The sequence below is a fragment of the Microbulbifer sp. ABF4_107 genome (genome assembly GCF_056312215.1).
Map to the genome: position 1 here is coordinate 994,288 of NZ_CM149983.1, position 24,896 is coordinate 1,019,183.

Here is a 24,896-nt window from a genome sequence, read left to right on the forward strand (position 1 = left end):
TTAGAAAAGGGGTTTGAAAGGATGAAGGGCATCAAGAGCCAGGGTTTTAAATGGAATTTATTGGCGACCGCTGTTGTGGCGAGTCAGGTGGTGGCGGTAGCGCATGCCGAGGAGACGCTTTCGACGGAGTCGGCTACCGACGCCAGCATGGAAACTGTGGTAGTCACCGCCACCGGTTTTGAACAGAAAATAACCGATGCGCCCGCCAGTATCTCGGTAATCAGCGCCGACGATCTGAAAACACGTCAATTCACAAATCTTCTGGATGCGGTCAAATACCAGGAAGGTGTGGATATCGGCAGCACGCGGGACAAGACCGGCCAGGGCTCTATCAGCATGCGTGGCCTCACCGGCGAGTACACCCTGGTTCTGATCGACGGCAAGCGCCAGAACAACCACGGCGATATCTACCCGAATAACTTTGGCGGTAACCAGTTCAACCATATTCCCCCTCAAGACACCATTGAGCGCATCGAAGTGATTCGCGGTCCTGCGTCCACCCTTTATGGTGCAGACGCACTTGGTGGCGTAATCAATGTGATCACCAAGCGCCACTCCGATGAGTGGGGCGGCGGCATGACCTATGGTCGTAGTCTGCAGACCAACGATGATTTTGGTGACGACATCACTACCGATTTCGATGTGATCGGGCCAATCGTTCCCGGCGTTCTGACCTTGGGTCTGCACGGAAGCGTGTACGAGCAGATGGCTTCCAGCCCCGAGTTCCAGCCCGCCGTTGACCCGAATGGCGATGTGCACGTGCGCTCCATGGGCTTCGGTAGCGGTGGCCGTACGGTTGACAGCACTAGCGAGCAATACGGCTTCAGCTTGTCCTGGACTGCCAGCGACAACCAGTTTGTGCGCTTCGACTACGACACCTCCGAGCAGTCCTACGACAACACTCCGACTTTCGATATCAATACCGGTGAGATCAGCTACCCGCTGGGAACCAAAGACAATATTGAGTCCGTATGGCGGGACAGCCGCGGACAGGTCCAGCCGCGCACCGGCTACGCCGCGGATCAGGTATTTACCCGCGACTGGTGGTCTCTGAGCCACGAGGGTGAGTGGGGCTTTGCCACCAGCAGTGTTTCCCTGAGCTTTGTTGACACCAATAACGAAGGCCGCACCCTGCCGTTCACCGTGGCCGAGCGCCTGGAGCTTCAGGAAATGTACGACGGCACCGGTGAATACGCCGGCATGGATGAAGATGCGCGCAAGGCACTGGCGGAAGCCACATTCCTGCCGCGCCCGCAGCGTACACTCGCCAGCAGCCAGTACACTCTGGATGCGCGTGTGGATGTTCCCCTCAGCAATATGCTGGGTGAGCACATGCTAGTGATTGGTGGCCAGGTCATCGACGGTGAGCTGGAAGACGATGTCTTCGGCATGGAAGACAATGCGGCTGGTGGTGTTCAGGAGCAGCAAATGTACTCGCTGTTTGTTGAGGACAACTGGACGCCGGTTGGCGATATGACGGTAACTGCCGGTATTCGCTACGACGACCACGACACTTTCGGAAGCCAGGTTTCCCCGCGTCTTTACAGCGTTTACTCCCTGACCGACAGCTGGACCGTAAAAGGTGGTGTGAGCACCGGTTACAAAACCCCGCAAACCACCGATCTCTACGACGGTATCACCGGTTTTGGCGGCCAGGGTACTTCGCCGTTTGCAGGTAACCCGGATCTCAAGCCGGAAACCAGCGTCAATAGTGAGATCGCGGTTTACTGGACGGCACCGTCCGGCGCGCACAACTTCAACGCGACCCTGTTTCAGACAGACTTCGAAGACAAGATCGCCCGCGGTGACACCATCTTCAGCTGTGAGCGCACCGGTGGTGTTCGCCCCTGTGTGAATCTGGGTGAATATGACTCTCTGGGGTACGAGTCCTACAGCCAGAAAATCAATGTGGATGAGGTGGAAATTCGCGGTCTGGAACTGGCCGGGCAGGTATCTCTGGCGGCAGACTGGTCTTTGCGCGCCAACTATACCTGGACTGACAGTGAGCAATTAAGTGGTCCGGAAGAAGGTCAGCCGCTTACCAACACCGCAGAGCATATGGCCAACGCCACCCTGGATTGGCAGGCGACGGGAGATCTCTCTGTGTATCTGCAGGCCGAATTGCGCTCCGACCGCTACCGCAGCTGGGACAATGTGCTCGACAAGCCCCTGTACTTTGAAAACTACGAGGTATTGAATCTGGGTGCACAGTTGCAGATTAACGAGTACGTCTCGGTCAATGGTCGCATCAACAACCTGCTGGATGAGGACTTCACCTCTTACAGCACTTCCTATACCGACCTCGATGGCGACGGCGTGTACACCTATGCATCCGGTCGCGGTGCGGTTAGTGAAGTGGTATTTACCGATGACTACAATGTGAAGGACAAAGCGCGCAGCTTCTGGGTGGGCGTAAACGTATCCTTCTGATTGTGCCGGATGACGTCCCGCTGCGGACGTTGCTGAAGCAATAAAGATTTCCGAACTCTCTAGTGGGGATAGGAATCAGCCAAAGGCTGGCGGTTGTTATGAACCGCCGGCCTTTTTTATGGGCGATTCGGCAGCGGTTGCAGCGAAACTTTTAACGTAATTTACATCGAGTTAACCCTTCTTTACGGATAACTCGGCCATCATGTATCTCTCTATATAGCGCTCTACACAGTGCTCTATGTATGTCTCCTTAACTCCTTTTGATAAGAACCCAATTATCACCGTGCGCAACATTCCACACCGTCAACGGACGACAGCCACCTTGCTATTTGCAATGGCCGCGGCAGCAACCTTATCCGCCACCCCGGTATTTGCCGAATCCCCCCCTTCGGCTGAGGTTCCGGTGGCCACTGATGCGACAGTGCAGGGCGATATCGCCACTGCCGACTGGTGGCAGCAGTTCGACGACCCGCTTATGGTCGACCTGATTGGCCAGGCGCTTGCCGCCAATCCGGATCTGCAAAGCGCCCAGGCCGCCCTGCGAGTCTCCCGCTCCCAGGCGGTGATTACCGGTGCCGCGCTAAAGCCGGATGTGGGCGGTAGTTCTTCGGCATCCCGCAACGACGAGCGCAGCAGCTACGGTGCCGGTGTGGATGCGGGCTGGGAGCTGGATATTTTCGGTGGCAACCGCGACAGCCTGCGCGCCGCGGAAGCCGATCTGGCAGCGAGCACCGCCAATCTGCAGGATGTGCAGATTTCCCTCGCCGCAGAAGTGGCCATCAACTACATCAACCTGCGTCAGGCCCAGGCCCAGGCCGATATTCTCGCCCGCAACCTCGCCGCCCAGCAGGAAACTGCGGAGCTGATTGAAGCGCGCTATAACGTCGGGCTCGACAGCGAGCTGGAATTGACCCAGGTCAAATTGAGCGTAGGGCAGTTGCTGGCGCAGATACCGGAACAGCAAAAGGCGGTCAGCCAGTCCATGCATAGTTTGGCACTGCTCGCGGGCGAAGAACCGGATGCCCTCACTGCACGTTTGCACAAGGTCACCGGCGTGCCCTATATGGCGGACCTGCACGGGAACCAGGCAATCGATGCGGATCTGGTGCGTCGCCGCCCGGATCTGCGCGCGGCTGAGCATGCAGTGGCTGCCGCAGGTCATCGCCGGGATGCCGCAGAGGCAGATCGCTATCCCAGTTTTCGCCTCGGTGGCGCGTTGAATTTCAGCAGCCTGGATGCCGCCGACCTGTTCGACTCCGCAAGTCTTGCCCGTTCACTGCTCGGTTCCATCAGTGTGCCCCTGTTTAACGGTGGTCGCCTGAAGGAGCAGGTCAAGGTGCGCGATGCACAGCACGAGCAGGCCATGAATCAATATCGCAAAACACTGCTGGCGGCCCTCGGGGAAGTGGCGGATGCCCAGGTGGATATGGCCAGCAGCGAACAGCGAATCCCGCAGCTCTCAGAAAATCTGGTCATGGCCCGGGATACCCTGGACTTGGCCTTTACCCGTTATCAGGCCGGTGCGGTGAATTTTCAGACGGTGCTCGACAGCCAGCGCCAGGTGTTAAGCGCCGAGGAAACGCTGTTGCGTGCACGGGCAGCCAACTCTCTGGCCGCAATCAATCTGTACCGCGCGCTCGGCGGCAGCTGGTAATACGAGAATAAAGATATGGAGAATCAATCAATGAGTGATCGTCACCAGTCGGTTCAGGAAATGCTGGCACAGTCTGCCAATAAACGCGGATTTTTTACGGGGCTGAAATCGGGAGGGTCGGGAGGGAAGGCCGCGAGTTTTTCTCGTCGCAGTAAAATCGGACTGGGTGTCGTCGGTGCGGCCGCATTGGCCTACTGGGGGTGGAGCAGTTTCTTTGGTGCGGGCGACGCGCCGCAGTTCAGCACCGCAACCATTGGCCGTGGCAATCTGGAAGTTTCCGTAACCGCTACCGGTAATCTGCAGCCGGTCAATCAGGTGGATATCGGCACGGAAGTTTCCGGTACCGTGGAAACCGTTTCCGTGGACTACAACGATCATGTGAAAAAAGGCCAGGAGCTTGCCCGCCTGATCACTGTGCAGTGGCAGGATCAGGTGCGCAAAAGCTCTGCGGCACTGACGTCTTCCAAGGCGCGCCTGCAGCAGGCCGAGGCCTCGCAGATTGAAGCCGCGCAAAATTTGAAGCGCCTGCAGGATCTGAAGGAAGCCACCAATGGTCGCCTGCCATCGCGCGCGGAACTGGAGGCCGCCCAGGCCATGGACCGCCGCGCCCGCGCCGACTATGCGGTTGCCGAAGCCAATGTGGATTCCGCTTCTGCGGATCTGGCATCGGCGGAAACCAATCTGGCCAAGGCCATTATTGTCTCCCCGGTGGATGGCGTAGTGCTGTCCCGCGTAGTGGAGCCGGGGCAGACGGTAGCGGCTTCTCTCTCCGCGCCGGTTCTGTTCACCCTCGCGGAAGATCTGTCAAAAATGGAACTGGAAGTCAGCGTGGACGAGGCGGATATCGGCCAGATGTCCAAGGGGTTGAATGCGCGGTTTTCCGTTGATGCCTGGCCCGGTCGGGAATATCCCGCTGCGGTGACCCGGGTGAGCCTCGGTTCCAGTATCGTCGATAACGTGGTGTCTTATTCCACCCTGCTGTCCGTGGAGAACCCGGATCAAACCCTGCGCCCGGGTATGACCGCCACCGCCACGATTACCACAGAATCCCGCGAGGACGTTTTGCTCGTCCCCAATATCGCACTGCGTTTTACCCCACCGGCGGAATTGATGCCGGAAATGCCAGCGCGTGGTGAAGGTGGTGAACGACGGGGCGAAAATGGTGAGCGCCCACGCCGCGAAGGTATGGGCCCCGGAGCCCGAGATGGAATGGGCCCGCGCCCCGAGCGCGCTGCGGGTCGAGAAAATCGTCAGAACGATGCCCCCGGTGGCATGTTTTCCCAGTTGATTTCCGGCCCTCAGCGTGGTTTCCGCGGTCCGCGCAATCGCAATCAGGGTAATTCCTCCCCGGCGATGCCCAATCGCGGGCCACAGCGCGTGTGGGTTATGGAAAACGGCGAACTGAAATCCGTGCGTGTACGTACCGGTATCAGCGATGGCCGCTACACCGAAATTATCGGCGGCCGCCTGGAAGAGGGCGTCGAGGTGATCACCGGAATGACGGGAGCGCGCGGATGAGTGCGCTGCTGGAATTTTCCGGGGTCACCAAAAGTTATGGCCAGGGCAGTGCCGCATTTCAGGCGCTGCGCGGTGTGGATCTGAAAGTGGAAGAGGGCGATTTTGTTGCGGTAATGGGGCCCAGTGGTTCCGGTAAATCTACCGTGATGAATATTATCGGTTGCCTGGATATTCCCACCACCGGTGGCTATCGCTTCCGCGATGTGCAGGTGGAATCCCTGTCGCGCAATGAGCGCGCCCTGTTGCGCCGACATTTTCTCGGGTTTGTTTTCCAGGGATTCAATTTGCTGGCCCGCACCTCCGCCCAGGAAAATGTTGAATTGCCATTGCTGTATCGCGGTGAACCAGCAGATGTACGCGCAGCTGCCGCCAAACGTGCCCTGGCTCAGGTTGGGCTTGCGGGGTGGGAGCACCACACCCCGGCCGAGCTTTCCGGTGGCCAGCAACAGCGAGTGGCCATTGCCCGCGCCATCGTCACCAACCCCACTTTACTGCTCGCGGACGAACCCACCGGCAACCTGGATACATCCCGCAGCCACGAAATCATGGAACTGCTGGTTTCCCTGAACCGCGACAGTGGCATCACCGTATTGATGGTGACCCACGAGGAAGAAATGGCAGCCTACGCGCGCCGTATGGTGCACTTTGTCGATGGCCGTGTGGCCCGTGACGAAACGCAGGAATCACGCGCGCGAAAAACTGGGGAGCACGCCAATGTTGTGGAGTAGTCTGCTGCTGGCGGTGCGCGAAGTGCGCCGCAATATCCTGCGCTCCTTCCTCACCGTGCTCGGCATCGTGATCGGGGTTTCGGCGGTTATCACTATGGTGACCCTGGGCAATGGCGCCACGGAATCCGTGCGTGAACAGGTGGAAAAACTCGGCAGTAATCTGCTGATGCTGCGCCAGAGCCGATTCCGCCGCGGCCCTCCCGGTAGTGCCGGTTCTGTTGGGCCGCCACCGTTCAAACTGGACGACATCGACGCAATTCGATCCTACGTTTCCGGTGTAGCTGCGGTGGCACCAGAGCTGGAAGTGAATACCACCGTTGTGGCCTATTCGAACAACTGGTCCACGGAAGTTGTCGGCAGCAATACCGAATATTTTACTGCGGCCAACTGGGAGCTGGATACGGGGCGCTTTTTCAGTGAGGAAGAGGCGCAGATGGGATCTACTGTGTGTGTGATCGGTTCCACTATCCGCAACGAACTGTTTGGTGACGCCGCGACTCCGGTGGGCGATATTCTGCGGGTGAAAAACTTTTCCTGCGAAATCATCGGTGTGCTGAAAACCAAGGGGCAGGCGCCCATGGGGGACCAGGACGACAAGGTGATTATGCCCCTGGGCGCGGTGCAGCGCCGCCTTGCGGGTAGCCGTCGCAATATCGACACCATTCTGGTCTCCGTGGTGAGTGCAGAACAGATCGATCAGGTGAAAGACGAGGTCACCCAGTTGATGCGCGAGCGTCGGCGGCTGTCGCCTGGAGAAGACGACGATTTCAATGTGCTCGATACCCGCCAGATTGCCGATGCGCTTTCCGGTACCACCCAGGTGCTCACCGGTCTGTTGGCTGCGGTAGCCTCCGTGAGCCTGCTGGTGGGTGGTATCGGCATTATGAACATCATGCTGGTGTCGGTGACCGAACGCACCCGGGAGATTGGTATTCGGCTGGCCATTGGCGCACTGGAGCGGGAGGTGTTGCTGCAGTTTCTGATCGAGGCGGTGGTGCTGGCGGCACTCGGCGGGCTGCTGGGGATCATTCTCGCCACGCTGGCGTCTGTGGTGCTTTCCGCGCTGATGGGGTTGCCCTACCAGTTTGATGTGGCCATCAATCTGATTTCCTTTGTGTTCTCCGCCGGTATTGGTGTGCTGTTTGGCTATATGCCGGCCAAGCGGGCAGCGCAACTGGATCCTATTGATGCACTGAGACACGAATAAGGCAACTGGTCATACAGGTGGCGGTGGAAAACCGCCACAGAAATGGAAACGGCAATAAAGTGCGGGTAGTCTTGGACGCCTGTACGACAGTGCTAACAGTGCCAGTCGTATAAATTTATTTAATAAGCCAGATTAAGCCTTTCTATAGATCTGTGGCCGCTGACTCTCTAGTTGAGTGATCTCATTTAGCGACCTTATTTAGCGGTCTCAGATAACGATTTTAAAAACAGGTGCCTGCTCAATGCCTTCTTCCTTTCTGCCCTGCCGCGTTTGTCGTTCGCTGGGCGTAGCCGCTGCGTTGCTGACTACCTCTGTTCTGGTCGGGTGCAACCCCGACGAGCCTCGGCAGACTTCCGGTAATGCGGCGCCCGCAGCGCAGCCGGTAGTGACTGAGGTGGTGGAGTGGCAGGCTCGCAAGGTGCGCATTGAGGCGATGGGTACGTCGCGCGCGCTCAAGAGTGTCACAGTGCACCCGGAAGTTAGCGGCGAGGTTGTGGAAGTGAACTTTGCGGCCGGTGACAAGGTAAAGGCCGGGCAGACCATTGTGCGCCTGGACGATCGCGACCAGCGTCTCGCGGTACAAATTGCCCGTGTGGAACTGGAAGATGCCAAGCGCCTGCACAATCGCTACCAGCGCACCCGCGGCTCCGGCACCGTAACCGAGAGTGTACTGGACGATGCGCAGAGTGCGGTTGAGCGCGCGCGACTCAATCTCGACCGGGCAAAAGTAGCGTTGGATTACCGCAGTATCGAGGCGCCTTTTGACGGTTACCTGGGTATCAGCAATATCGATCCAGGCTCCCGTGTAGATACCGCCACCGCAATCACCACCATCGATGATCGCAGCAAGTTGCTGGTGACGTTTCAGGTGCCGGAACTGTTTCTCGGCCAGATCCAACAGGGGCAGGGGATCGCTGTTGCCACCTGGTCCAACGGCAGCGCGGCTCACACCGGCCAACTGGTAGAAATCGACAGCCGCGTCAATCCAGAGACCCGTACCTTTGCGGCCCGCGCCCTGGTGGAGAACGTCCGCGACCTGTTGCGCCCGGGGATGAGCTTCCGCGTATCCCTGGATCTGGAAGCCGGACGCTATCCGCTGATTCCGGAAGTGGCCCTGCAGTGGGGCAATGACGGTGCGTTTGTGTGGGGTGTGGACGGCGAAAAAGTCACGCGCATTCCCGCCACCATCGTGCAGCGGGTACCCGGCGCCATTCTGGTGGAGTCCGATCTGCCGGAGGGTATGCAGGTAGTGACCGAAGGTACCCAGCGCATGCGCGAAGGGTTGCGCGTTACCAATATCGCGGGGCTTTAACACCATGCGCGATCAAAACACGCCCTCACAAGAACTCACCAACTCGTCGAACCACACCGGCAATGATCTGGCCTCCCTTGCCATTCGCCGCCCGGTGTTGGTGCTGGTGCTGAATCTGTTGATTGCCATTGCCGGTATTGCCGCATTCAGCGCGGTGGAAGTGCGCGAGCTGCCGGATGTGGATGTGCCCATCGTTTCTGTGCGCGGCACCTTGCCCGGCGCCTCGCCGGAAACCCTGGATTCCGAAGTCACCAGTATTGTGGAAGGCGCGGTGGCGCGGGTTTCCGGCATTCGCCAGATTGAATCTTCCAGTGAGGAAAACAGCTTCCGCATCCATATCGAATTCAATTCCAATGTGGATCTGGATACCGCGGCCGCCGACGTGCGCGAAGCAGTCAGTCAGGCGGAGCGCAACCTGCCCAGTGATGTGGAGCAGCTGACGGTCGTCAAGGCCGCCGATCAGCCGGAGCCAGTAGTGCAACTGGCGGTCACCAGCGACACCCTGCGCGATGAAGCGCTGACCTATATCATCGAAAAAGACATCGTTCCCGAGCTGATTTCCATTAACGGCGTGGCGGACGTGCCCATCTCCGGACAGCGCCAGCGGGTACTGCGGGTAGTGTTGGATCCGTTGCGCCTGACAAGCTTTGGCCTTTCGGTGAGCGACGTGGCAGACGTACTGCGCAACGCGCCGCTGGATGTGCCCTCCGGCAGTTTCAATTCCGTGGACCAGCAATTACTGGTGCGCACCGACGCGTCCACGGTGACCGAAGAGCAGGTGCGTGAAACCACTGTCCGCGGCGATATCCGTATCGGCGATGTGGCCCACGTTTCGTTTGGGCCGGAAGATGTGCAGTCACTGGTGTATTTGAATGATCGCCCGGTGATTGGTCTGGGGGTGGTGCGCCAGGCCCAGAGTAATACCATCGAAATCAGTGATGCGGTGCATCGCAAAGTTGCGTCCCTGAACAAGCGCTTCAACAATCTTTCCATCACCGTTACCGAAGACCGCGCCGTATTTATCAAGGGCTCGGTGAAGGAAGTGGTCACCAGCCTGTTCTACACGGTGCTGATTGTAATCGCCGCCATTTGGCTGTTTTTCGGCAATATCCGCACCACCCTCGTTCCCAGTACCGCCATTCCCATCGCATTGATCGGTACGCTGGCGGGCATCTGGATGATGGGGTTCTCCATCAACATCCTGACCCTGCTGGCCATTGTGCTGGCCACCGGTCTGGTGGTGGATGATGCGATCGTGGTGCTGGAAAATATTCAGCGGCTACGTGGAATGGGAATGGGCGCGCGGGCGGCGGCAGTGCTCGGCACGCGCCAGGTCATTTTTGCGGTGCTGGCCACCACTGCGGTTCTGGTGAGCGTATTTATTCCTATCGCTTTATTGCCCAGTACCGCCGGGCGCATGTTCCGGGAATTCGGCATGGTACTGGCGACAGCCGTTGCGCTGTCATCCATTGTGGCGCTGACACTGGTGCCGATGCTCACCGCGCGGGTCACCCGCAACGAGCAGTCCCGGGGCGGCAATCAAATCTACCCGCGGATTGCGGCACTGGGTGAACGCCTAGCGAACATTTATCAGCGCAGTCTGGAAGCCTGCCTGCGCCGCGGCTGGATCAGTTTTGCGGTAGCCATGTTGCTCGCAGTGGGCGCCGGTGGCCTGTACACGGTGATCGGCAAAGAGCTATTGCCATCGGAAGACCGCGGCATTCTCTACGTGAATGCCACCGGCCCGGATGGGGTGGGGCAGAACTATATTGCCCGTCAGGCGGAACATATCGAGGATGTGGTGCGGCCACTGGTGGAGCGTGGCGATATCACCGACATCATGACCAAGATCGGTCAGTGGGATCCCAACCGTGCACAGATTACTTTGCCACTGGCGGACTGGGATAATCGGACGGTTTCGCAGCAGGATATCAAGCGGGAAATCCAGGGCCCACTGGAGGCAATCCCCGGTGCCCGTATCCGTGTGGGCAGCCCCAATAGCCTGTCGATTCGCGGCGGTGGCGGCGGTATTGAAGTGGCACTGCTGGGGAATGATTACGGGCGCATTTATCAGGCATCCAGAGACCTGGCCCGCGCCATGGAAGATCGGCTGCCGCATTTCGGTCGCCCGGAAATCAGCTACCGTCCCACGCAGCCACAGCTCTCCATCGAAATTGATCGTCGCCGCGCAGCGGATCTCGGTGTGCCTCTGGACAGTATCGCGACCACGTTGCGCACCGTCGTGGATGGCCTCGACGTGGTGGACCTGAATGTGGGCGATCAGGCGGTGCCCATCATGCTGGAAACCTCCAACACCACCGTTTCCTCACCGGAAGACCTGGTCAATCTCTACGTGAAAAGTGAACGCGGTGACCTGCTGCCACTTTCCAGTATGGTGAAACTGCGGGAAGAAAGTGTCGCTGCCGAACTGGACCGCCAGGGCCAGCGCCGTGCCATTGAGATTGATGCGGGTCTGGAGCCGGGGTACCCCCTGGCAAGCGCGGTGGAAGATATCCAGAAACTGGCGGACGAGATTCTGCCGGAAGATATCGGCCTCGCGTTTCTCGGTGAAGCGGATTCTCTGGAAGAAAGTTCCCGTGAAGTGGCCATGACCTACGCCATTGCCGCACTGGTGGTATTCCTGGTGCTGTGTGCGCAGTTTGAAGGCGTGAGCAGTGCGGTGATTGTGATGGTCACCGTGCCCTTCGGGTTGGCCGCGGCGGTGTATGCGCTGTTTTTTACCGGCACCACCATCAATATTTTCTCGCAGATTGGATTGGTGATGCTGATCGGGTTGATGGCCAAGAACGGCATTCTGTTAGTGGAATTTGCCGATCAGTTGCGGGACAAAGGCCACAGTGTCTATGACGCCGTAACCGAAGCGGCGCGGGTGCGCCTGCGCCCCATCGCCATGACCATGCTCTCCACCGTGCTGGGTGGTTTACCGCTGATTTTAAGTAGCGGCCCCGGCGCGGAAGCGCGCTCCGCCATTGGCTGGGTAATGTTTGGTGGCCTGGGGTTGGCTGCGCTGTTTACCCTGTATCTCACACCGGTGGTGTACCTCGGCCTCGGCCGATTCCACAAAGCGCGATCGGTGGAAAGCAGTTTGCTGGATACAGAGCTTGAAGATGCGCTGAAGGGGTGATTTCGGGCTCGCTTGTGGCGGAAATTCGGTATGCTTCGAGTTTCTGTCAGGAATTAAAGCAATCCCATGGCCTTTGAGGTTCTGAAAGACCGCAATTACGCGCTGTACCTGGGTGGGAATACTGTCTCCTGGATTGGTACCTGGATGCAGCGCACCGCCATCGGCTGGCTGTCGTGGGAGCTGACGGAATCCTCAAGCTGGGTGGGCTTTATTGTGCTCGCCCAGTACCTGCCTCTGGTATTTATCGCGCCGCTGTTCGGTGTGCTGATCGATCGCATGGATCGCCGCCGCTACGCCATCGCCTGCCTGCTGGTGCAGATCCTGTTCAATACCGGGCTCTTTGTTACCCACGCCCTGGGTTTCCTCACTATTCACGCACTGCTCGCCTGTTGCATATTACTGGGTATTGGCAACGCCGCCTATCAGCCGATCCGGCTGACACTGATTCACGATATCGCCCCGCGGGAATACCTGACCCAGGCTATCAGCCTCAATGCCGTAGTGTTCAATGTCACCCGCGTGGTGGGGCCGGCACTGGGTGGTATTTCCATCAGTACCATCGGTGTCGGCGGTACCTTTCTGATCAATACCCTGACCTTTCTCGGTACCTTGTTTTCATTGCTGGTGGTGCACATCCGCCCCACCGCGCGCAGTAGTACGGGCGGAGGAGTCCTTTTCCAGTTGTTGGAAGGCTTGCGCTACATCCAAAGCGTGCCGAAGTTTCTTGAGCTGTTTGTGCTCTCGGTGGCCATTGCCGCCTTTGGTCGCGGTGTTCTGGAGCTGTTGCCGGCGTTCGCCGGTGGTGTCTTCGAGCGCGGCAGCAGCGGGCTCGCGACATTGATGGCGGTGGCCGGTGCCGGCGGCATTGTGGCGGGGGTACTGTTGTCCGGAACGACCAAGCGCAGCACCCTGGTGACTTTCATTTCTGTGGGCTGTGCACTGCAGGGACTGTTTGTGACACTGCTTGGTTTCTCCAGTCTGTTTTTGCTGGCCGCACTCAGCATTTTTGGCATCGCCGCCATGTCTACCCTTGCCAGTATTGGCATGCAGGCAGCACTGCAGGCGGATCTCGATAGCGCATTTCGCGGTCGTGTGGTCAGTATCTGGGGGATGATTACCGTGGCGGGCCCGGCGCTGGGAGCGTCGATCCTCGGTGCACTGGCGCAGGTAACAGGCCTCCCGGCAGTCGCAATAATTAGTGGCGTGTTGTGCACACTGATCTGTATTGGCGTGATGTGGCGCAGCCGCTTTTTCCCACTGGGCGGCCGCGGCCTGAAGCGCACATCTGCTGCGCCTTGACTCTAGGAAAGGGCGCCACTCTGTCCGTCGAGACAAGGCACAACAGCTGCACGCTTCAGACCACGTCAGGGGTATTTCGGTAGCCTGCTAAACACTTATATTTTTGAATGGAGAGCCCCGTGCGTACTGCCGCCCCCGCAATTGCCCTTATTCCCGGTTTTATGCTGGATGAAACACTGTGGGATGAATTTCGGGATTATCTGCCCCGAGACTGGAGTGTTCATACCGCATCCCTCGGTGACGGGCCAACCATTCGCGATATGGCGGCCGACATTGCCGACCGCTTGCCACAGCGATTTGTCCTGATTGGTTTCTCTCTCGGTGGCTATATCGCAAGACAACTGGCCGCGGATTTTCCGGAGCGGGTGGAAGCGCTGGTGCTAGTTGCCAGCTCCCTGCGTGACGACACCGCGCAGCAGAGGAAAACGAAAATGCAGGCGGTGCAAGCGCTAAACCCGGAGCGATTCCGGGGACTGAGCAACAGCACCATCGCCCATTCGCTGCACCCGGATAATGCTGCAGACAAGACTTTGATTGCGACGATCAAGGAAATGAGTCGCCGCTTGGGCTACCAGGCGCTGGCGACGCAATCCGCGTTGGATCGCTCTCAGGTTCCGGCGTCAGCAATTGATTGTCCGACACTGGTGATCGCCAGCGCAAACGATGCCCTGCGATCACTGGAAGAAGCAGAAGAGCTGGCGGCAGCCATTTCCAACGCCGAACTTCAGCTGATTGGAGAGTGCGGCCATATGATTCCGCTGGAGCAGCCACGGGCGTTAGCGGAATCCATCCGGCGCTGGCTGGATCAGCACAGATAACGAATTAGTTTTAGTGTGCCGCGGGCTTTCCTGTAGACCGGCTGCTGAACAGCCCGGTCAAAATGGAAATCAACGCACTGATCCCCAGTAGCCAGCAGTAGTGAATACTGCCCGCCAGTGCCAGCGGCGAGACTTTTGCCAGAGACGATGCCAGCAGTATCTGTGCACCGTAGGGTAACAATCCCTGCACGGTGCAGGAATAAATATCCAGCAGGCTGGCGCTGCGACGGAGATCCACGCCGTAGCGGTTGGCCATCTCTTTTGCGAGCTGGCCGGTTAACAAAATAGCGACGGTATTGTTGGCGGTGCAGACGTTGGTCAATGCCACCGCGGTACTGATGCCCAGCTCGCCGGTTTTGCGCCCGGGTTTACCGCGGCTGCAAAGTTGACTGACTCGGTCGATTTGTCGGCCCAGCCAGGCCAGTCCGCCACCGGTATGCATCAGAGCGCCGAGTCCGCCGATTATCAGCGACAGAATCAGAATCTCCTGCATACCGGTATAGCCCGCGTAAATATCCTTGGACAGAGCCGCGATGGAATAGTCCGGCTGCAGTCCCAGCCCAATGGCGCCCGCCAGCAGAATCCCGATAAACAGAACCAGCAGTACATTCACGCCGCTGACTGCCAGCACCAGCACCACGATATAGGGCAGCACCCGAATCAATTCATAGTCCCCCGGTGCCGTGACCTGCGCGGTCGTGCCGGAGAAGTACAGCCAGATCAATGCAACCACCGCGGCGGGCAGGGCGATCAGCAGATTCATGCGGAATTTATCCCGCATTTTTACGCCCTGGGTGCGGGTGGCGGCGATGGTGGTGTCGGAAATAATCGACAGGTTGTCACCGAACATGGCCCCGCCCACCACGGTGCCGATGGTAAGCAGCATCGGCAATTCCGTCGCATCGCTGAGGCCGACTGCGATAGGAGCGATGGCAGCGATGGTGCCCATGGAGGTGCCCATGGCCGTCGCCACGAAAGCAGTGATCAGAAACAACCCGGGCAGAACCAGCGTGGGTGGAATGACACTCAAGCCAAAATTCACCGTGGCATCCACACCGCCAACGGCCTTGGCCACACTGGCAAACGCGCCGGCGAGCAGGTAGATCAGCACCATGGTGATAATGGTCGGGTCACCAACACCCTGGATAAAGGTATCGATACGTCGGCTCAGGGAGCCGTGGGCGAGCAGGATAGCCAGGGCAATGGCCGGCAGAATCGCCACCGGTGCGGATACCTGATAGAAGGCCATCTCAATGCCCTGGGACTGATACCAGAGGCCGGCCCCAACAAACAGCGTGAGGAACAGAAGTAGCGGCAGCAGGGCAAGTGCCGATGGGGTGGGGGACAAAGTGTTAGGGGAGGCCGGCGCCTGCTCCACGGATTGATATGTCATTGATACCGCTTTGACAGCTGGATTTGGTGGGGGCGATCGAAAGGGTGCGGATTCTAAACAGTATAGAGGCCTCGGGCTAGGAACTTACCGCCTTCGGCTGGTCACAATTCGTTATATAGGAAAACTGGAATCCGGTACGGATCTTGTCTTTACAGAATTTTACGATTTTGTGGGCCGCTACGCTTTGAAGTCGTTAATGAGATCGATTATCATTTTGAGTTTGCGATAACTTCTTGCAGAGCCCTCGATATACGCGCCCCATCACGGGAGTGCTATCGGGGCAGATTTACAAAACTTCGTATAAAAATCGGGCAGTTTCGGGGGCGAAACCATAGTGGCTATTTCTTTTGGGTCGGTGCGGCAGTGGCACTGGATCAGTTCCGCTGTCTGTTTGGTCGGTATGCTGCTGTTCGCTATCACCGGGATCACCCTGAACCACGCCGCTGAAATTCCCGCGACGCCAAAAATCGTTAGCCATGAAGGCCAGGTGCCTGATGCGCTATTGCAGGAATTGAGCGCGCTGAACGCCGAGGACGGTGAGAAGCTGCCCTTGCCGGTGTCCCTGAAAAAGTGGCTGGCATCGGAATACCAGATTCATGTGCCGCGCACGCGTGCCGGCGAATGGGACAGTGGCGAGCTTTATCTCGCCATGCCACGGCCCGGAGGTGACGCCTGGCTCTCAATGGATATCGAGAGCGGTGAGCTGATGTACGAAAGCACCGACCGCGGCTGGATTGCCTATTTCAACGATTTACATAAAGGGAGAGATACCGGCACCGCCTGGCGCTGGTACCTGGATATTTTCGCGGTTGCCTGCGTGGTGTTTTGCCTGACGGGGTTCTGGTTGCTGTGGCAGCAGTCTTCCCGACGAGTTTCTACCTGGCCGATTACGGCACTGGGGGTATTGATCCCCCTGGTAATTGCACTGGTTTTTATTCACTGACGGTTAATTTGGAAAAATCATGGAAAGAAAGTTGTTTGAAAGAGCGCTGATTAAAAGAACGTTATTTAAACGCCTGAGCGGCATCGCGGCCTTCGGAGCATTGTTCCTGGCCATGGGCGCACAAGCGCAAAGCCTGCAGGTAAGCATTGAAATTCCGCGTCTGAACGTGGCGGAATACCACAAGCCGTACGTGGCGGTTTGGCTGGAAGATGAATCCCGCAGCGCAACCCAGATTGCCGTGTGGTACGACCTGGAAATGCGCAATAACGAAGGCGAGAAATGGCTGAAGGATCTGCGCCAGTGGTGGCGCCGCGGCGGCCGCGCGCTGGATGTCCCTGTTGACGGTATTACCTCCGCAACCTACGGCCCCGGCGAGCACGCACTGGAAGTGGCCATTGCCGAGAGCGATCTCGCCAAACTGGCACCGGGCAAATACCGCTTGCGGGTTGAGGCAGCCCGTGAAGTGGGCGGTCGCGAGCTGGTGGAAATCCCGCTGACCTGGCCGTTGGAAAAATCCAGCCTGCCACTCTCGGCCAAAGGTAGTGAAGAACTGGGTAACGTGCGTGTTGTGCTGTTGCCCTAATGCTCCGGATGTTTTGAGCGAAACCTACTCCGAATAGTTAAGACTGAATCTTTAAAGACTGAAAAGGACATACACATGAAAAAGAATTTCACAGGCGTACTGATCGCAGGCCTGATGGCCGCCGGCGTTGCCATGCAGGCTGAAGCGCACCGTGTATGGATTCTGCCGAGCAGCACCGTGCTGTCTGGTGATGATCCCTATGTGACTTTCGATGCGGCCGTTTCCAACACCATTTTCTTCCCGGATCACGTAGCGATGGGTGTTGATGCCGTTACCGCGACCGCACCGAACGGTGAAAAAGTGGCTCTGGAAAATGCCGCCAAAGGCAAATACCGCTCCACCTTTGACGTGCAACTGAAGGAAGAGGGTACCTATAAGATCGGCCTCGCTTCTTCCGGCCTGCGCGCCTTCTGGAAAGATGCGGAAGGCAAACGCAAAATGTGGCCGGGCCGCGGTCAGCAGGCCAACGACGCCGAGTTCGAAACCGCTGTGCCGAAGGATGCGAAGGACCTGCGTGTCACTCAGAGCTCGCGCCGTATCGAAACCTTTGTCACTGCCGGTGCGCCCACCAACGACGTACTGCAGCCGGAAGGTGTTGGCCTGGAGCTGGTACCCGTTACCCACCCCAACGACCTCTACGCCGGCGAAGCGGCGAGCTTCAAGCTGCTGATCGATGGTGAGCCGGCAAAAGGTGCCGAAGTGGTACTGATCCCCGGTGGCAGCCGTTACCGCGATACCCAGGAGGAAATCAAAGTACAGGCGGATGCCAAGGGGCTGTTTAATGTGACCTGGCCGAACGCCGGTCAGTATTTTATGGAAGCGGAATACGAAGACTCGAAAGCCAATGCACCGGCGACCGTGCGCAGCGGCTCTTACTCCGCGACCTTTGAAGTCCTGCCGCTGTAAAGCAGCGGTAGAAAGAGCGGTAAAAAGAGCGAAAGATATAGAGGTGATGGGAGCCAGCCAGTGACCGAAACTCAGCGCATCGCACTTGCCTTTGGCTGCACACTGCTCTGGCTCCTGTGGGTTGTATTTCTGTATGTGCAGCACCGCCGCGCATTACATAGCACTCGTTGTCAGCAGCAGTCGCAAGCAGACGGCGGTGTTTTGATTGCGTACGCCAGTCAAAGTGGCACCGCCGCCACCCTGGCGCGCCAGAGTGCGGACCACCTGAGCGCATCGCAACCGGTGACCGTACTGCCGCTCAGTCAGGTTTCTTCAGAAACCCTGCAAACCGCGCGCAAGGCGCTGTTTGTGGTGGCCACCTATGGTGAAGGGGAGGCGCCGGACAACGGCCAGCGCTTTGCCCGAACATTCCTGGCAAAAGGCAACCTGGCCGGTGGTGGGGCGGCACTGGACCTCTCCCACCTCTCTTATTCCGTTGTCGCCCTGGGTGACAGCACCTACGAGCGCTTCTGTGCCTTCGGACAATTGATGTTTGATGGCATGGCGAAGCTGGGGGCAAAAGCCCTGGAACCGTTACATAAAGTCGACAGTGCCCTCGATGACACCAGCGGTGTTGCCAGCGCCATGCCCGCCTGGTTCCGCCAGTCATCCGCCACCGAGTCCGCCGTGATTGAGCCGGTTCAAAAGCCGGTTATCTGGTGGCGTCTGGCCGAACGTGTATTGCTGAATTCCGGCAGTCCCGGTGCCCCCCTGTTTGAACTGACCCTGCGTGCCGTTAGCGACTGGCCCAAATGGCGTGCCGGTGATGTTTTTGAACTGCAGCCACGCCAGCCTCGCGCGGTGGTGGCGGACTGGCTTGCCCAGCAGCAGCTGGATGCCAATGAATGGATCGTGGTTGGCGGGCGTGGCCAGACACTGCAGGCCTGGCTGCGTGAGCGCGCGCTGCCGGATGGGAGTTTTAATCGGGAAAAATTGCTGTGCGGCGATTTCTCCGAGTTTCCGCTGTTGCCGATGCGGGAGTATTCCGTTGCTTCGGGTCACTCCGAAAAAGTCCTCAAGCTGATCGTGCGTCAACAGTCCGATGTCAGTGGCAACCTCGGTTTGGGTTCCGGCTGGCTGACGGAGTTTTGTGAGTCTGGGGAGCTTTTCGGCGGGCGTTTGCGGGAAAACAGCAATTGCCACACTCCGGATCACAGTCGCCCACTACTGTTGATCGGCGCCGGCAGCGGTCTCGCCGGACTGCGTGCGCAACTAGCAGAGCGAGCCGCACAAGCGCGCTCTTCGTCCTCGCAGGGAAGTATTGGCCCGGTGTGGATGGTGTTTGGCGAGCGCTGCCCGGATGCGGATCGCCCGCTAGCCCGCGAGGTGGAGACCTGGCTGAAGCAGGGCACGCTTGCCCGTTGTGATCGAATTTTCTCCCGCGCTGACACCGATGGCCCCGGTTATGTGCAGGATTTCCTAGCTCAGCAATCGCCAGAATTGCGTGGATTTATTTCCCGCGATGCGGATATTTATATCTGCGGAAACCGCAGCGGCATGGGCGAGGGCGTGGATGGTGTTCTGCGGCAACTGCTGGGCGACGACGAAGTGGAATCGCTCCTCGACAGCGGTCGCTACCGCCGGGATCTGTACTGAGTTCGGTATTTCCAGTAGGGTTCAGTGAAATCAATAACGGCCACTCTCAAGGCCATTTGAAAGGGAGTCGGGTATGTGTGACGAGCTGAACACCAAAGATGCAGAGGCCTATTTTCTGCAACACGGACTCGGCAAAGGGGTAAGCCGCCGCGGATTTGGGCGCCTGGGTATTGGTGCTGGCCTGCTGGCCATGTTGCCATGGTCCGTCTCTGCCGAGAGCAGCGTAAAAGTCAGCGAAAACCGAGTCACTGTGCCGACACCGGATGGCGAGGCCGACTGCTATTTCGTACACCCCACCGAAGGCCGCCATCCGGCGGTCATCCTGTGGCCAGATATTTTCGGTATGCGCCCAGCTTTCCGCGAGATGGGCAAGCGCCTGGCGCAGTCCGGTTACTCGGTGCTGGTGGTGAATCCCTATTACCGCACCATGAAAGGCCAGTTAGTACCGGACGATGCGAAAATCATCGGCCCGGAACTGCGCAAAGAAATCTTCCCCAAAGGTCGCGAGCTGGCCGGCACGCTTTCCCCCGAGACCTGCGTTACCGACGGCAAGGCGTTTATCGCCTGGATGGACAAGCAACCGTCGGTCGATCCGGCGAAAAAAGCCGGCACCGCGGGCTACTGCATGACCGGCTCCTACACCTTCCGCCTGGCTGCCGCCATGCCGGATCGCTTCGGCGCCGGGGCTTCCTTTCACGGCGGTCGCCTGGTGACGGATGCTCCCGACAGCCCGCATCGCCTGATCCCGGAAATCAAAGCCGGGTTCCTCGTGGCCATTGCCGAAAACGACGATGAGCGCCAGCCGGAAGCGAAAGACGAATTGCGCAAAGCCTTTAAAGCGGCAGATGTTGATGCCACGGTGGAAGTCTACGCGGGCGCCATGCACGGCTGGTGCCCACCGGATTCCATGGCCTACAACCAGGCCCAGGCGGAGCGCGCCTGGGAAGAAATGCTCGGCTTATTCGCCAAGCGTCTAGTCTAGTTTGGGTTAAGTAACCCCTGGAGGCTGAAAAGTGATGCGGCAATGCATAAATTGTTTCGTGGTAGTTTCGGTATTGTTTAGCGCGATGGCCTGGGCGGAAAAGCCCGATGCTGCGCCATTTGCCATCGCCATCCACGGCGGCGCCGGTACCATTGAAAAATCCTCCATGACTCCGGAGAAGGAACGGGCCTACCGCAGTAAACTCGAGGAAGCCATCAATGCCGGCTACGGAGTACTGGAAAAAGGTGGCTCCAGCCTGGATGCGGTGGTCGCCGCCATCAATATTCTCGAAGACTCCCCCCTGTTTAACGCCGGTAAGGGCGCTGTCTACACCTACGACGGCACCCACGAACTGGACGCCTCCATCATGGATGGCCGCGATCGACAGGCCGGCGCTGTGGCCGGGGTTAAGCATATTGCCAACCCGATCAACCTGGCGCGGATGGTGATGGAGGATTCCCCCTTTGTGATGTTGGCTGGGCAGGGCGCCGAGGATTTTGCCAAGAGCCGCGGCGTGCCCATGGTCGACAACAAAACCTTCGATACCGAACAGCGCCGACAGCAGCTGGAGCGGGCCAAAGAAAAGCTGGATAAGGAAAACAAGCAGGACAAGGATTATCGGGCCGCGGTCGAAGCCCTGCCAGAACCTTACCGCATGGGCACCGTAGGCGCAGTCGCCCTGGACAAGGAGGGCAATCTCGCCGCAGGCACCTCCACTGGCGGCATGACCGCCAAACGCTACGGCCGTATCGGCGACTCCCCGGTGATCGGTGCCGGCACCTTTGCCGACAACAAATCCTGCGCAGTCTCCGCCACCGGCCACGGGGAATATTTTATCCGCTACAACGTCGCCGCAGATATCTGTACCCGGGTGGAATACCAGAACAAGTCCGTGGCCCAGGCTGCAGACGAGGTGATCAACGATATTCTGCTGCCGGTAGGCGGTACCGGCGGGGTGATTGTACTGGATGGGAAAGGCAACATCGCGCTGACCTTCAATACCAAGGGGATGTATCGGGCCAGTCGGGTGGCGGGTCAGGACCCGGTCATCGGAATATTCGAAAAAGACTGAACGCGAGAACTGGCGCCCCCGGCAGGACTCGAACCTGCAGTCCGGACTTAGGAGGTCCGTGGTTTATCCTGTTAACCGACGGGGGCGTTTGTTTTGGTGTGCCAAGCCTGGATACTGAGAGTGTCCGGCTGGAAGGGTGGCCATTCTAGCGGCTGTTGGCGGTTCTGTCATGGCGCTCGCCTGATGCCTCTGCCGGTCTTTGGCGAGGAGAAGCCATCCCTTGGATCCGTGGTGATACCTCGGATCAATTTTGCTCGGCAGTTATACTGTCACCTAGCGTAACGCTTTTCCCAAATAGAGTTACCTCACTGCTCCCTTTTCGGCCGTTTCCGAACTCTGTGAAAACTGCGGAAAAATTTCGCAAATTGGTAACAATTTGCCGTTATTTTGGCGCCAGCTACCCAGGGGAGAGGATCGCTCTTCTCACGGCTTTGGGTATCGCCAGGATGGCTGGTGTAACCCGAGGAAAAACCTTGCTGAGTAGCTAAAAAGTTGCTTGACCGGAAAAGCCGGAGCTGGCTAATCTGCGATTGCACAACAAAAACAGACAAAGAGTTTCTGCCCTGGCAGATCGAGATTGTGGAGTTTTCTATGAGCGGCAACGTTATCGAAAATGACATGGATTTTGATGGATCTGATTCCTCTCTTGAAGAGAGTCTGCTCTATACCCCAGAGAGTCCCCGTGACGCACGTCGGCTGGTGGAAGACCGGCTGGAAGAAATGCGTCTGCGAAGGGAGTTGATGGACTACCAGTACGACTTCTGATCGGGATCGGAATCTCAGGCCAAAACCTCGCACCGGGATCTTCCCGGAATAGATGATCATCCCTGCTTCGCTGCATGGTGCATGAATTGAGCAGGAACCGCCAAAGGGTGCCATTGGCACCCTTTGGCTTTTCTGGAGGCAGGGCACTTGAAACGCGCAGGTGGCCGCGCCTGTCTGGCGTTGTGTGTCGGATATGTGCGACTCAGGTATGAGTCGACTCGTTCGCAACCAGTTTGCACGCTCTGCGGCGGGGTGTATATTGGCGGCAACAGGTTCTGCAACAGTCAGGATGCAGCAGGATATAGGGCGTTCAAATGGTGATTTCCGAAAGGTTCGAGAGCCGTGTGAGCTCGGAAGTTTCCGAAGGTGGCGAGGAGCTGGTGATTCGTATCACCGGGAGCTTCGACTTCAATATTCACCGGGATTTTCAGCGGGCCTATCGCAATGCGATCCCCGTACCCAAGGTCTTTCTGGTGGACCTGGCGGCCACAGATCATCTCGATAGCGCCGCCCTCGGTATGTTGCTGCTCTTGCGTGACTACTGTGTAGAGGCCGGTCGAGACGGGGAACAGCCCACGGTTGAGCTGATGAACGCCAACGCTCACGTTGCCCACATTCTTACCGTTTCCAACTTTGACCGTATATTCAGCATCCGCTGAATGCCGCACTTCTGTCATGCCCGCCTTCCGCATACTCATCATCGAAAGCGACCAGCAAGAAACGGGTGAGCTGCGGCAATTGATCCAGCACTGGGAGTATCGAAGCTCGGCCGGGTGTGTGGTGCCGGCCTCAACGTTGTGTGTGTCCGGTGCCGAAGCGGCCCTGCGTGCGTATGATGAATTTGTCCCCCATCTTCTGATTTTTGGGCCAAATGCGGCACGGGCGACGGAAGCGGAAGCCGTGCGCCAGTTGCGCCAGTGTATGGGGGTGGAACCTGTACCAATTCTGGCGGTGCAGGGGATGCAGGATTCGGATTCCGGCATTGTCAATCTGGCGGATTGCGACGATGTTCTCACCAAGCCCTACAGTTCCCGCCTGGTACAGTTAAAACTTGCTTCCATCCGCCGGTTCTGCGAGTTCAGCCGCTCGCTGATGGCCCAGCGCGACCGTCTGCGCCGGCACCATGCGGACTTCTTGCAAGAGCAGGCCAATGCCCGGGAAATTTTTGGCAACCTGGGTAATGAGAGTTGTCTCGACGACACCCCGGCCATCCGCTACCACCTTTCCCCCCGCGCCGTACTGAACGGGGATTTACTGGCAGCCACTTACGCCCCGGACGGCAAGCTGGTGTTGATGCTGGGCGATTTTGCCGGGCATGGTCTTGCCGCCGCGGTGGGTGCGGTACCGCTCACCTCGATCTTCTATTCGATGATTCCCCGAGGTTTCTCGTTTGGCCGAGTCGCCAAGGAAATCAATCGCAAGCTGTACGATATTCTGCCTCGCCAGATGTTCTGCTGCCTGGTGATGCTGGAGTTTGATCCGCGGCGCCAACACCTGCGTCTGCTCAATGCCGGTATGCCGAGCCCCTGCCTCAAGCGCGCCAATGGGAGCTTGCAGTTACTGGAGTCCCGGCATCTGCCTCTCGGGGTCCTCTCCTCAGATCAGATCAATTCGGCGATCGTAAATATTCGGGTGCTCCCGGGAGACCGGTTGTTCCTGTGGAGCGATGGTATTCATGAGGCGCGCAATGGTAAAGGCGAGCACTTTGGGGAGTCGCGCTTGCTGGCACTGCTGCGAGACAGGGGGCCCTCTGTTGGTGACTCCTACCCGCAGGCTCAGGTATTCGAGCGGATTCTTGTGGCCGTCAACGCCCATGCCGCGGAGCAGCACGACGACCTTTCCCTGGTGGAACTGGACCTTTCTGACCCGAAACTGCGCCGTAGAGGGTGTCCGGCTCAGGAGGCGTCCGGCGATCGCAAGGGAGGCCGAATCGGTGACTGGTCAATTCAGTTTCGGCTGTCTGAGAGTGAACTGCGCGAGACCGATCCGTTGCCGCACTTACTGAGTGTTTTGGGACAAATGCCCGGTGCCGCCCGCTTTCAGGAAGATCTGGCCATTGCGCTGGGGGAGCTGTTTCGCAATGCCCTCGAGCACGGTGTGCTGGAACTGGATTCCTCCATTAAGGGTGCAGACGATGGCTTTGTCCGTTACTACGACCTTATGGCGGAACGGAGAAGCCAGCTGAGTGCCGGGTGGGTGAGTATTTCGCTGTGTTGCCGTGAATGGGAAGGCGGCGGTCAATTGACACTGGTAGTCGAGGACAGCGGGCGCGGCTTTCCCGAGGTGCGGGAGTCGGGCTCCATCTATTCGGGTCGAGGCCTGGATCTGTTACACACCGTATGCTCCAAAGTCCGCTATTCCGCAGGAAGCAGCAGGGTGGAAGCGATCCTGCCTTGGGGGGAGGGTTGTACCTCTGCCCCTGGTGAAGATGAAGACATCGAATCGCAACACAATGCCATGCAAACCCCGCCAGTACCGGTATAATTGCGCTCAGTTTTTCATCAAC

19 protein-coding genes and 1 tRNA gene are annotated in these 24,896 nt (G+C 58.4%); 18 read left to right on the top strand and 2 right to left on the bottom strand.

Annotation, left to right across the window (positions count from 1 at the left end; all coding sequences use genetic code 11):
• The first annotated feature begins 21 nt into the window (after nt 1-21).
• The 9 genes from ACYX4K_RS04060 to ACYX4K_RS04100 all read left to right on the top strand — a co-directional run bounded on the left by ACYX4K_RS04060 (nt 22) and on the right by ACYX4K_RS04100 (nt 14,111).
• Nucleotides 22-2,430 carry a TonB-dependent receptor domain-containing protein gene (locus tag ACYX4K_RS04060; RefSeq protein WP_475093389.1) on the top strand — a complete coding sequence of 803 codons (2,409 nt, stop codon included), beginning with the start codon at nt 22-24 and terminating at the stop codon, nt 2,428-2,430.
• A 322-nt stretch (nt 2,431-2,752) separates the two neighbouring features.
• Nucleotides 2,753-4,084: an efflux transporter outer membrane subunit gene (locus ACYX4K_RS04065; protein ID WP_476178766.1), complete on the top strand. Its 1,332-nt coding sequence runs from the start codon at nt 2,753-2,755 to the stop codon at nt 4,082-4,084.
• Between the two features lie 15 nt (nt 4,085-4,099).
• Nucleotides 4,100-5,602: an efflux RND transporter periplasmic adaptor subunit gene (locus tag ACYX4K_RS04070; protein WP_476178767.1), complete on the top strand. Its 1,503-nt coding sequence runs from the start codon at nt 4,100-4,102 to the stop codon at nt 5,600-5,602.
• A complete protein-coding gene (locus ACYX4K_RS04075; RefSeq protein WP_475093386.1) occupies nt 5,599-6,330 on the top strand; it encodes an ABC transporter ATP-binding protein in 732 nt (243 codons plus the stop codon). Before ACYX4K_RS04070 ends, ACYX4K_RS04075 begins: the two co-directional genes overlap by 4 nt.
• Nucleotides 6,317-7,537, top strand: coding sequence for an ABC transporter permease (locus ACYX4K_RS04080; RefSeq protein WP_475093385.1), 1,221 nt, complete (start codon nt 6,317-6,319; stop codon nt 7,535-7,537). The genes ACYX4K_RS04075 and ACYX4K_RS04080 overlap by 14 nt, the downstream gene beginning before the upstream one ends.
• Nucleotides 7,538-7,778: 241 nt before the next feature.
• Nucleotides 7,779-8,849: an efflux RND transporter periplasmic adaptor subunit gene (locus tag ACYX4K_RS04085; protein WP_475093384.1), complete on the top strand. Its 1,071-nt coding sequence runs from the start codon at nt 7,779-7,781 to the stop codon at nt 8,847-8,849.
• Nucleotides 8,850-8,853: 4 nt separating this feature from the next.
• Entirely contained in the window at nt 8,854-11,994 is a 3,141-nt protein-coding gene (locus ACYX4K_RS04090; protein ID WP_475093383.1) for an efflux RND transporter permease subunit, read from the top strand.
• 66 nt (nt 11,995-12,060) lie between these two features.
• Nucleotides 12,061-13,293: an MFS transporter gene (locus tag ACYX4K_RS04095; RefSeq protein WP_475093382.1), complete on the top strand. Its 1,233-nt coding sequence runs from the start codon at nt 12,061-12,063 to the stop codon at nt 13,291-13,293.
• Between the two features lie 119 nt (nt 13,294-13,412).
• A complete protein-coding gene (locus ACYX4K_RS04100) occupies nt 13,413-14,111 on the top strand; it encodes an alpha/beta fold hydrolase (RefSeq protein ID WP_475093381.1) in 699 nt (232 codons plus the stop codon).
• Between the two features lie 10 nt (nt 14,112-14,121).
• On the opposite strand, the gene ACYX4K_RS04105 is transcribed toward ACYX4K_RS04100, so the two are convergent.
• Nucleotides 14,122-15,504, bottom strand: coding sequence for a Na+/H+ antiporter NhaC family protein (locus tag ACYX4K_RS04105; RefSeq protein WP_475093380.1), 1,383 nt, complete (start codon nt 15,502-15,504; stop codon nt 14,122-14,124).
• 334 nt (nt 15,505-15,838) lie between these two features.
• On the opposite strand from ACYX4K_RS04105, the gene ACYX4K_RS04110 reads away from it, so the two are divergent.
• The 6 genes from ACYX4K_RS04110 (at nt 15,839) to ACYX4K_RS04135 (ending at nt 21,625) form a co-directional block, all read left to right on the top strand.
• Nucleotides 15,839-16,447 (top strand): PepSY-associated TM helix domain-containing protein, encoded by a 609-nt coding sequence (locus ACYX4K_RS04110; protein ID WP_475093379.1) that lies wholly within the window; start codon nt 15,839-15,841, stop codon nt 16,445-16,447.
• Between the two features lie 19 nt (nt 16,448-16,466).
• The gene (locus tag ACYX4K_RS04115; protein WP_475093378.1) at nt 16,467-17,030 is read left to right on the top strand and encodes a DUF2271 domain-containing protein; all 564 of its coding nucleotides are present in this window, start codon (nt 16,467-16,469) and stop codon (nt 17,028-17,030) included.
• Nucleotides 17,031-17,105: 75 nt separating this feature from the next.
• A complete protein-coding gene (locus ACYX4K_RS04120; protein WP_475093377.1) occupies nt 17,106-17,936 on the top strand; it encodes a DUF4198 domain-containing protein in 831 nt (276 codons plus the stop codon).
• Between the two features lie 60 nt (nt 17,937-17,996).
• Nucleotides 17,997-19,571: an NADPH cytochrome P450 oxidoreductase family protein gene (locus ACYX4K_RS04125; RefSeq protein ID WP_475093376.1), complete on the top strand. Its 1,575-nt coding sequence runs from the start codon at nt 17,997-17,999 to the stop codon at nt 19,569-19,571.
• Between the two features lie 73 nt (nt 19,572-19,644).
• Entirely contained in the window at nt 19,645-20,553 is a 909-nt protein-coding gene (locus tag ACYX4K_RS04130; RefSeq protein WP_475093375.1) for a dienelactone hydrolase family protein, read from the top strand.
• 85 nt (nt 20,554-20,638) lie between these two features.
• Nucleotides 20,639-21,625: an isoaspartyl peptidase/L-asparaginase family protein gene (locus ACYX4K_RS04135; RefSeq protein ID WP_475093374.1), complete on the top strand. Its 987-nt coding sequence runs from the start codon at nt 20,639-20,641 to the stop codon at nt 21,623-21,625.
• A 10-nt stretch (nt 21,626-21,635) separates the two neighbouring features.
• Here the strand turns inward: ACYX4K_RS04135 and ACYX4K_RS04140 are convergent.
• Nucleotides 21,636-21,711 (bottom strand) — tRNA-Arg (locus tag ACYX4K_RS04140).
• Between the two features lie 505 nt (nt 21,712-22,216).
• On the opposite strand from ACYX4K_RS04140, the gene ACYX4K_RS04145 reads away from it, so the two are divergent.
• From ACYX4K_RS04145 to ACYX4K_RS04155, 3 genes are all read left to right on the top strand, one after another.
• Entirely contained in the window at nt 22,217-22,390 is a 174-nt protein-coding gene (locus tag ACYX4K_RS04145; RefSeq protein ID WP_475093373.1) for a PA3496 family putative envelope integrity protein, read from the top strand.
• Nucleotides 22,391-22,734: 344 nt separating this feature from the next.
• A complete protein-coding gene (locus ACYX4K_RS04150; protein ID WP_475093372.1) occupies nt 22,735-23,049 on the top strand; it encodes an STAS domain-containing protein in 315 nt (104 codons plus the stop codon).
• 16 nt (nt 23,050-23,065) lie between these two features.
• Nucleotides 23,066-24,874, top strand: a complete 1,809-nt coding sequence (locus tag ACYX4K_RS04155) for an ATP-binding SpoIIE family protein phosphatase (RefSeq protein ID WP_475093371.1) — start codon at nt 23,066-23,068, stop codon at nt 24,872-24,874.
• Nucleotides 24,875-24,896 lie beyond the last annotated feature (22 nt).

What these genes read in the sequence shown, in the direction of transcription:
- ACYX4K_RS04085 (WP_475093384.1), top strand. Translation starts at nt 7,779, where the DNA reads ATGCCTTCTTCCTTTCTGCCCTGCCGCGTTTGTCGTTCGCTGGGCGTA.
- ACYX4K_RS04120 (WP_475093377.1), top strand. Translation starts at nt 17,106, where the DNA reads ATGAAAAAGAATTTCACAGGCGTACTGATCGCAGGCCTGATGGCCGCC.
- ACYX4K_RS04060 (WP_475093389.1), top strand. Translation starts at nt 22, where the DNA reads ATGAAGGGCATCAAGAGCCAGGGTTTTAAATGGAATTTATTGGCGACC.
- ACYX4K_RS04135 (WP_475093374.1), top strand. Translation starts at nt 20,639, where the DNA reads ATGGCCTGGGCGGAAAAGCCCGATGCTGCGCCATTTGCCATCGCCATC.
- ACYX4K_RS04105 (WP_475093380.1), bottom strand. Translation starts at nt 15,504, where the DNA reads ATGACATATCAATCCGTGGAGCAGGCGCCGGCCTCCCCTAACACTTTG.
- ACYX4K_RS04145 (WP_475093373.1), top strand. Translation starts at nt 22,217, where the DNA reads ATGAGCGGCAACGTTATCGAAAATGACATGGATTTTGATGGATCTGAT.
- ACYX4K_RS04090 (WP_475093383.1), top strand. Translation starts at nt 8,854, where the DNA reads ATGCGCGATCAAAACACGCCCTCACAAGAACTCACCAACTCGTCGAAC.
- ACYX4K_RS04075 (WP_475093386.1), top strand. Translation starts at nt 5,599, where the DNA reads ATGAGTGCGCTGCTGGAATTTTCCGGGGTCACCAAAAGTTATGGCCAG.
- ACYX4K_RS04130 (WP_475093375.1), top strand. Translation starts at nt 19,645, where the DNA reads ATGTGTGACGAGCTGAACACCAAAGATGCAGAGGCCTATTTTCTGCAA.
- ACYX4K_RS04070 (WP_476178767.1), top strand. Translation starts at nt 4,100, where the DNA reads ATGGAGAATCAATCAATGAGTGATCGTCACCAGTCGGTTCAGGAAATG.
- ACYX4K_RS04115 (WP_475093378.1), top strand. Translation starts at nt 16,467, where the DNA reads ATGGAAAGAAAGTTGTTTGAAAGAGCGCTGATTAAAAGAACGTTATTT.
- ACYX4K_RS04095 (WP_475093382.1), top strand. Translation starts at nt 12,061, where the DNA reads ATGGCCTTTGAGGTTCTGAAAGACCGCAATTACGCGCTGTACCTGGGT.
- ACYX4K_RS04155 (WP_475093371.1), top strand. Translation starts at nt 23,066, where the DNA reads ATGCCCGCCTTCCGCATACTCATCATCGAAAGCGACCAGCAAGAAACG.
- ACYX4K_RS04080 (WP_475093385.1), top strand. Translation starts at nt 6,317, where the DNA reads ATGTTGTGGAGTAGTCTGCTGCTGGCGGTGCGCGAAGTGCGCCGCAAT.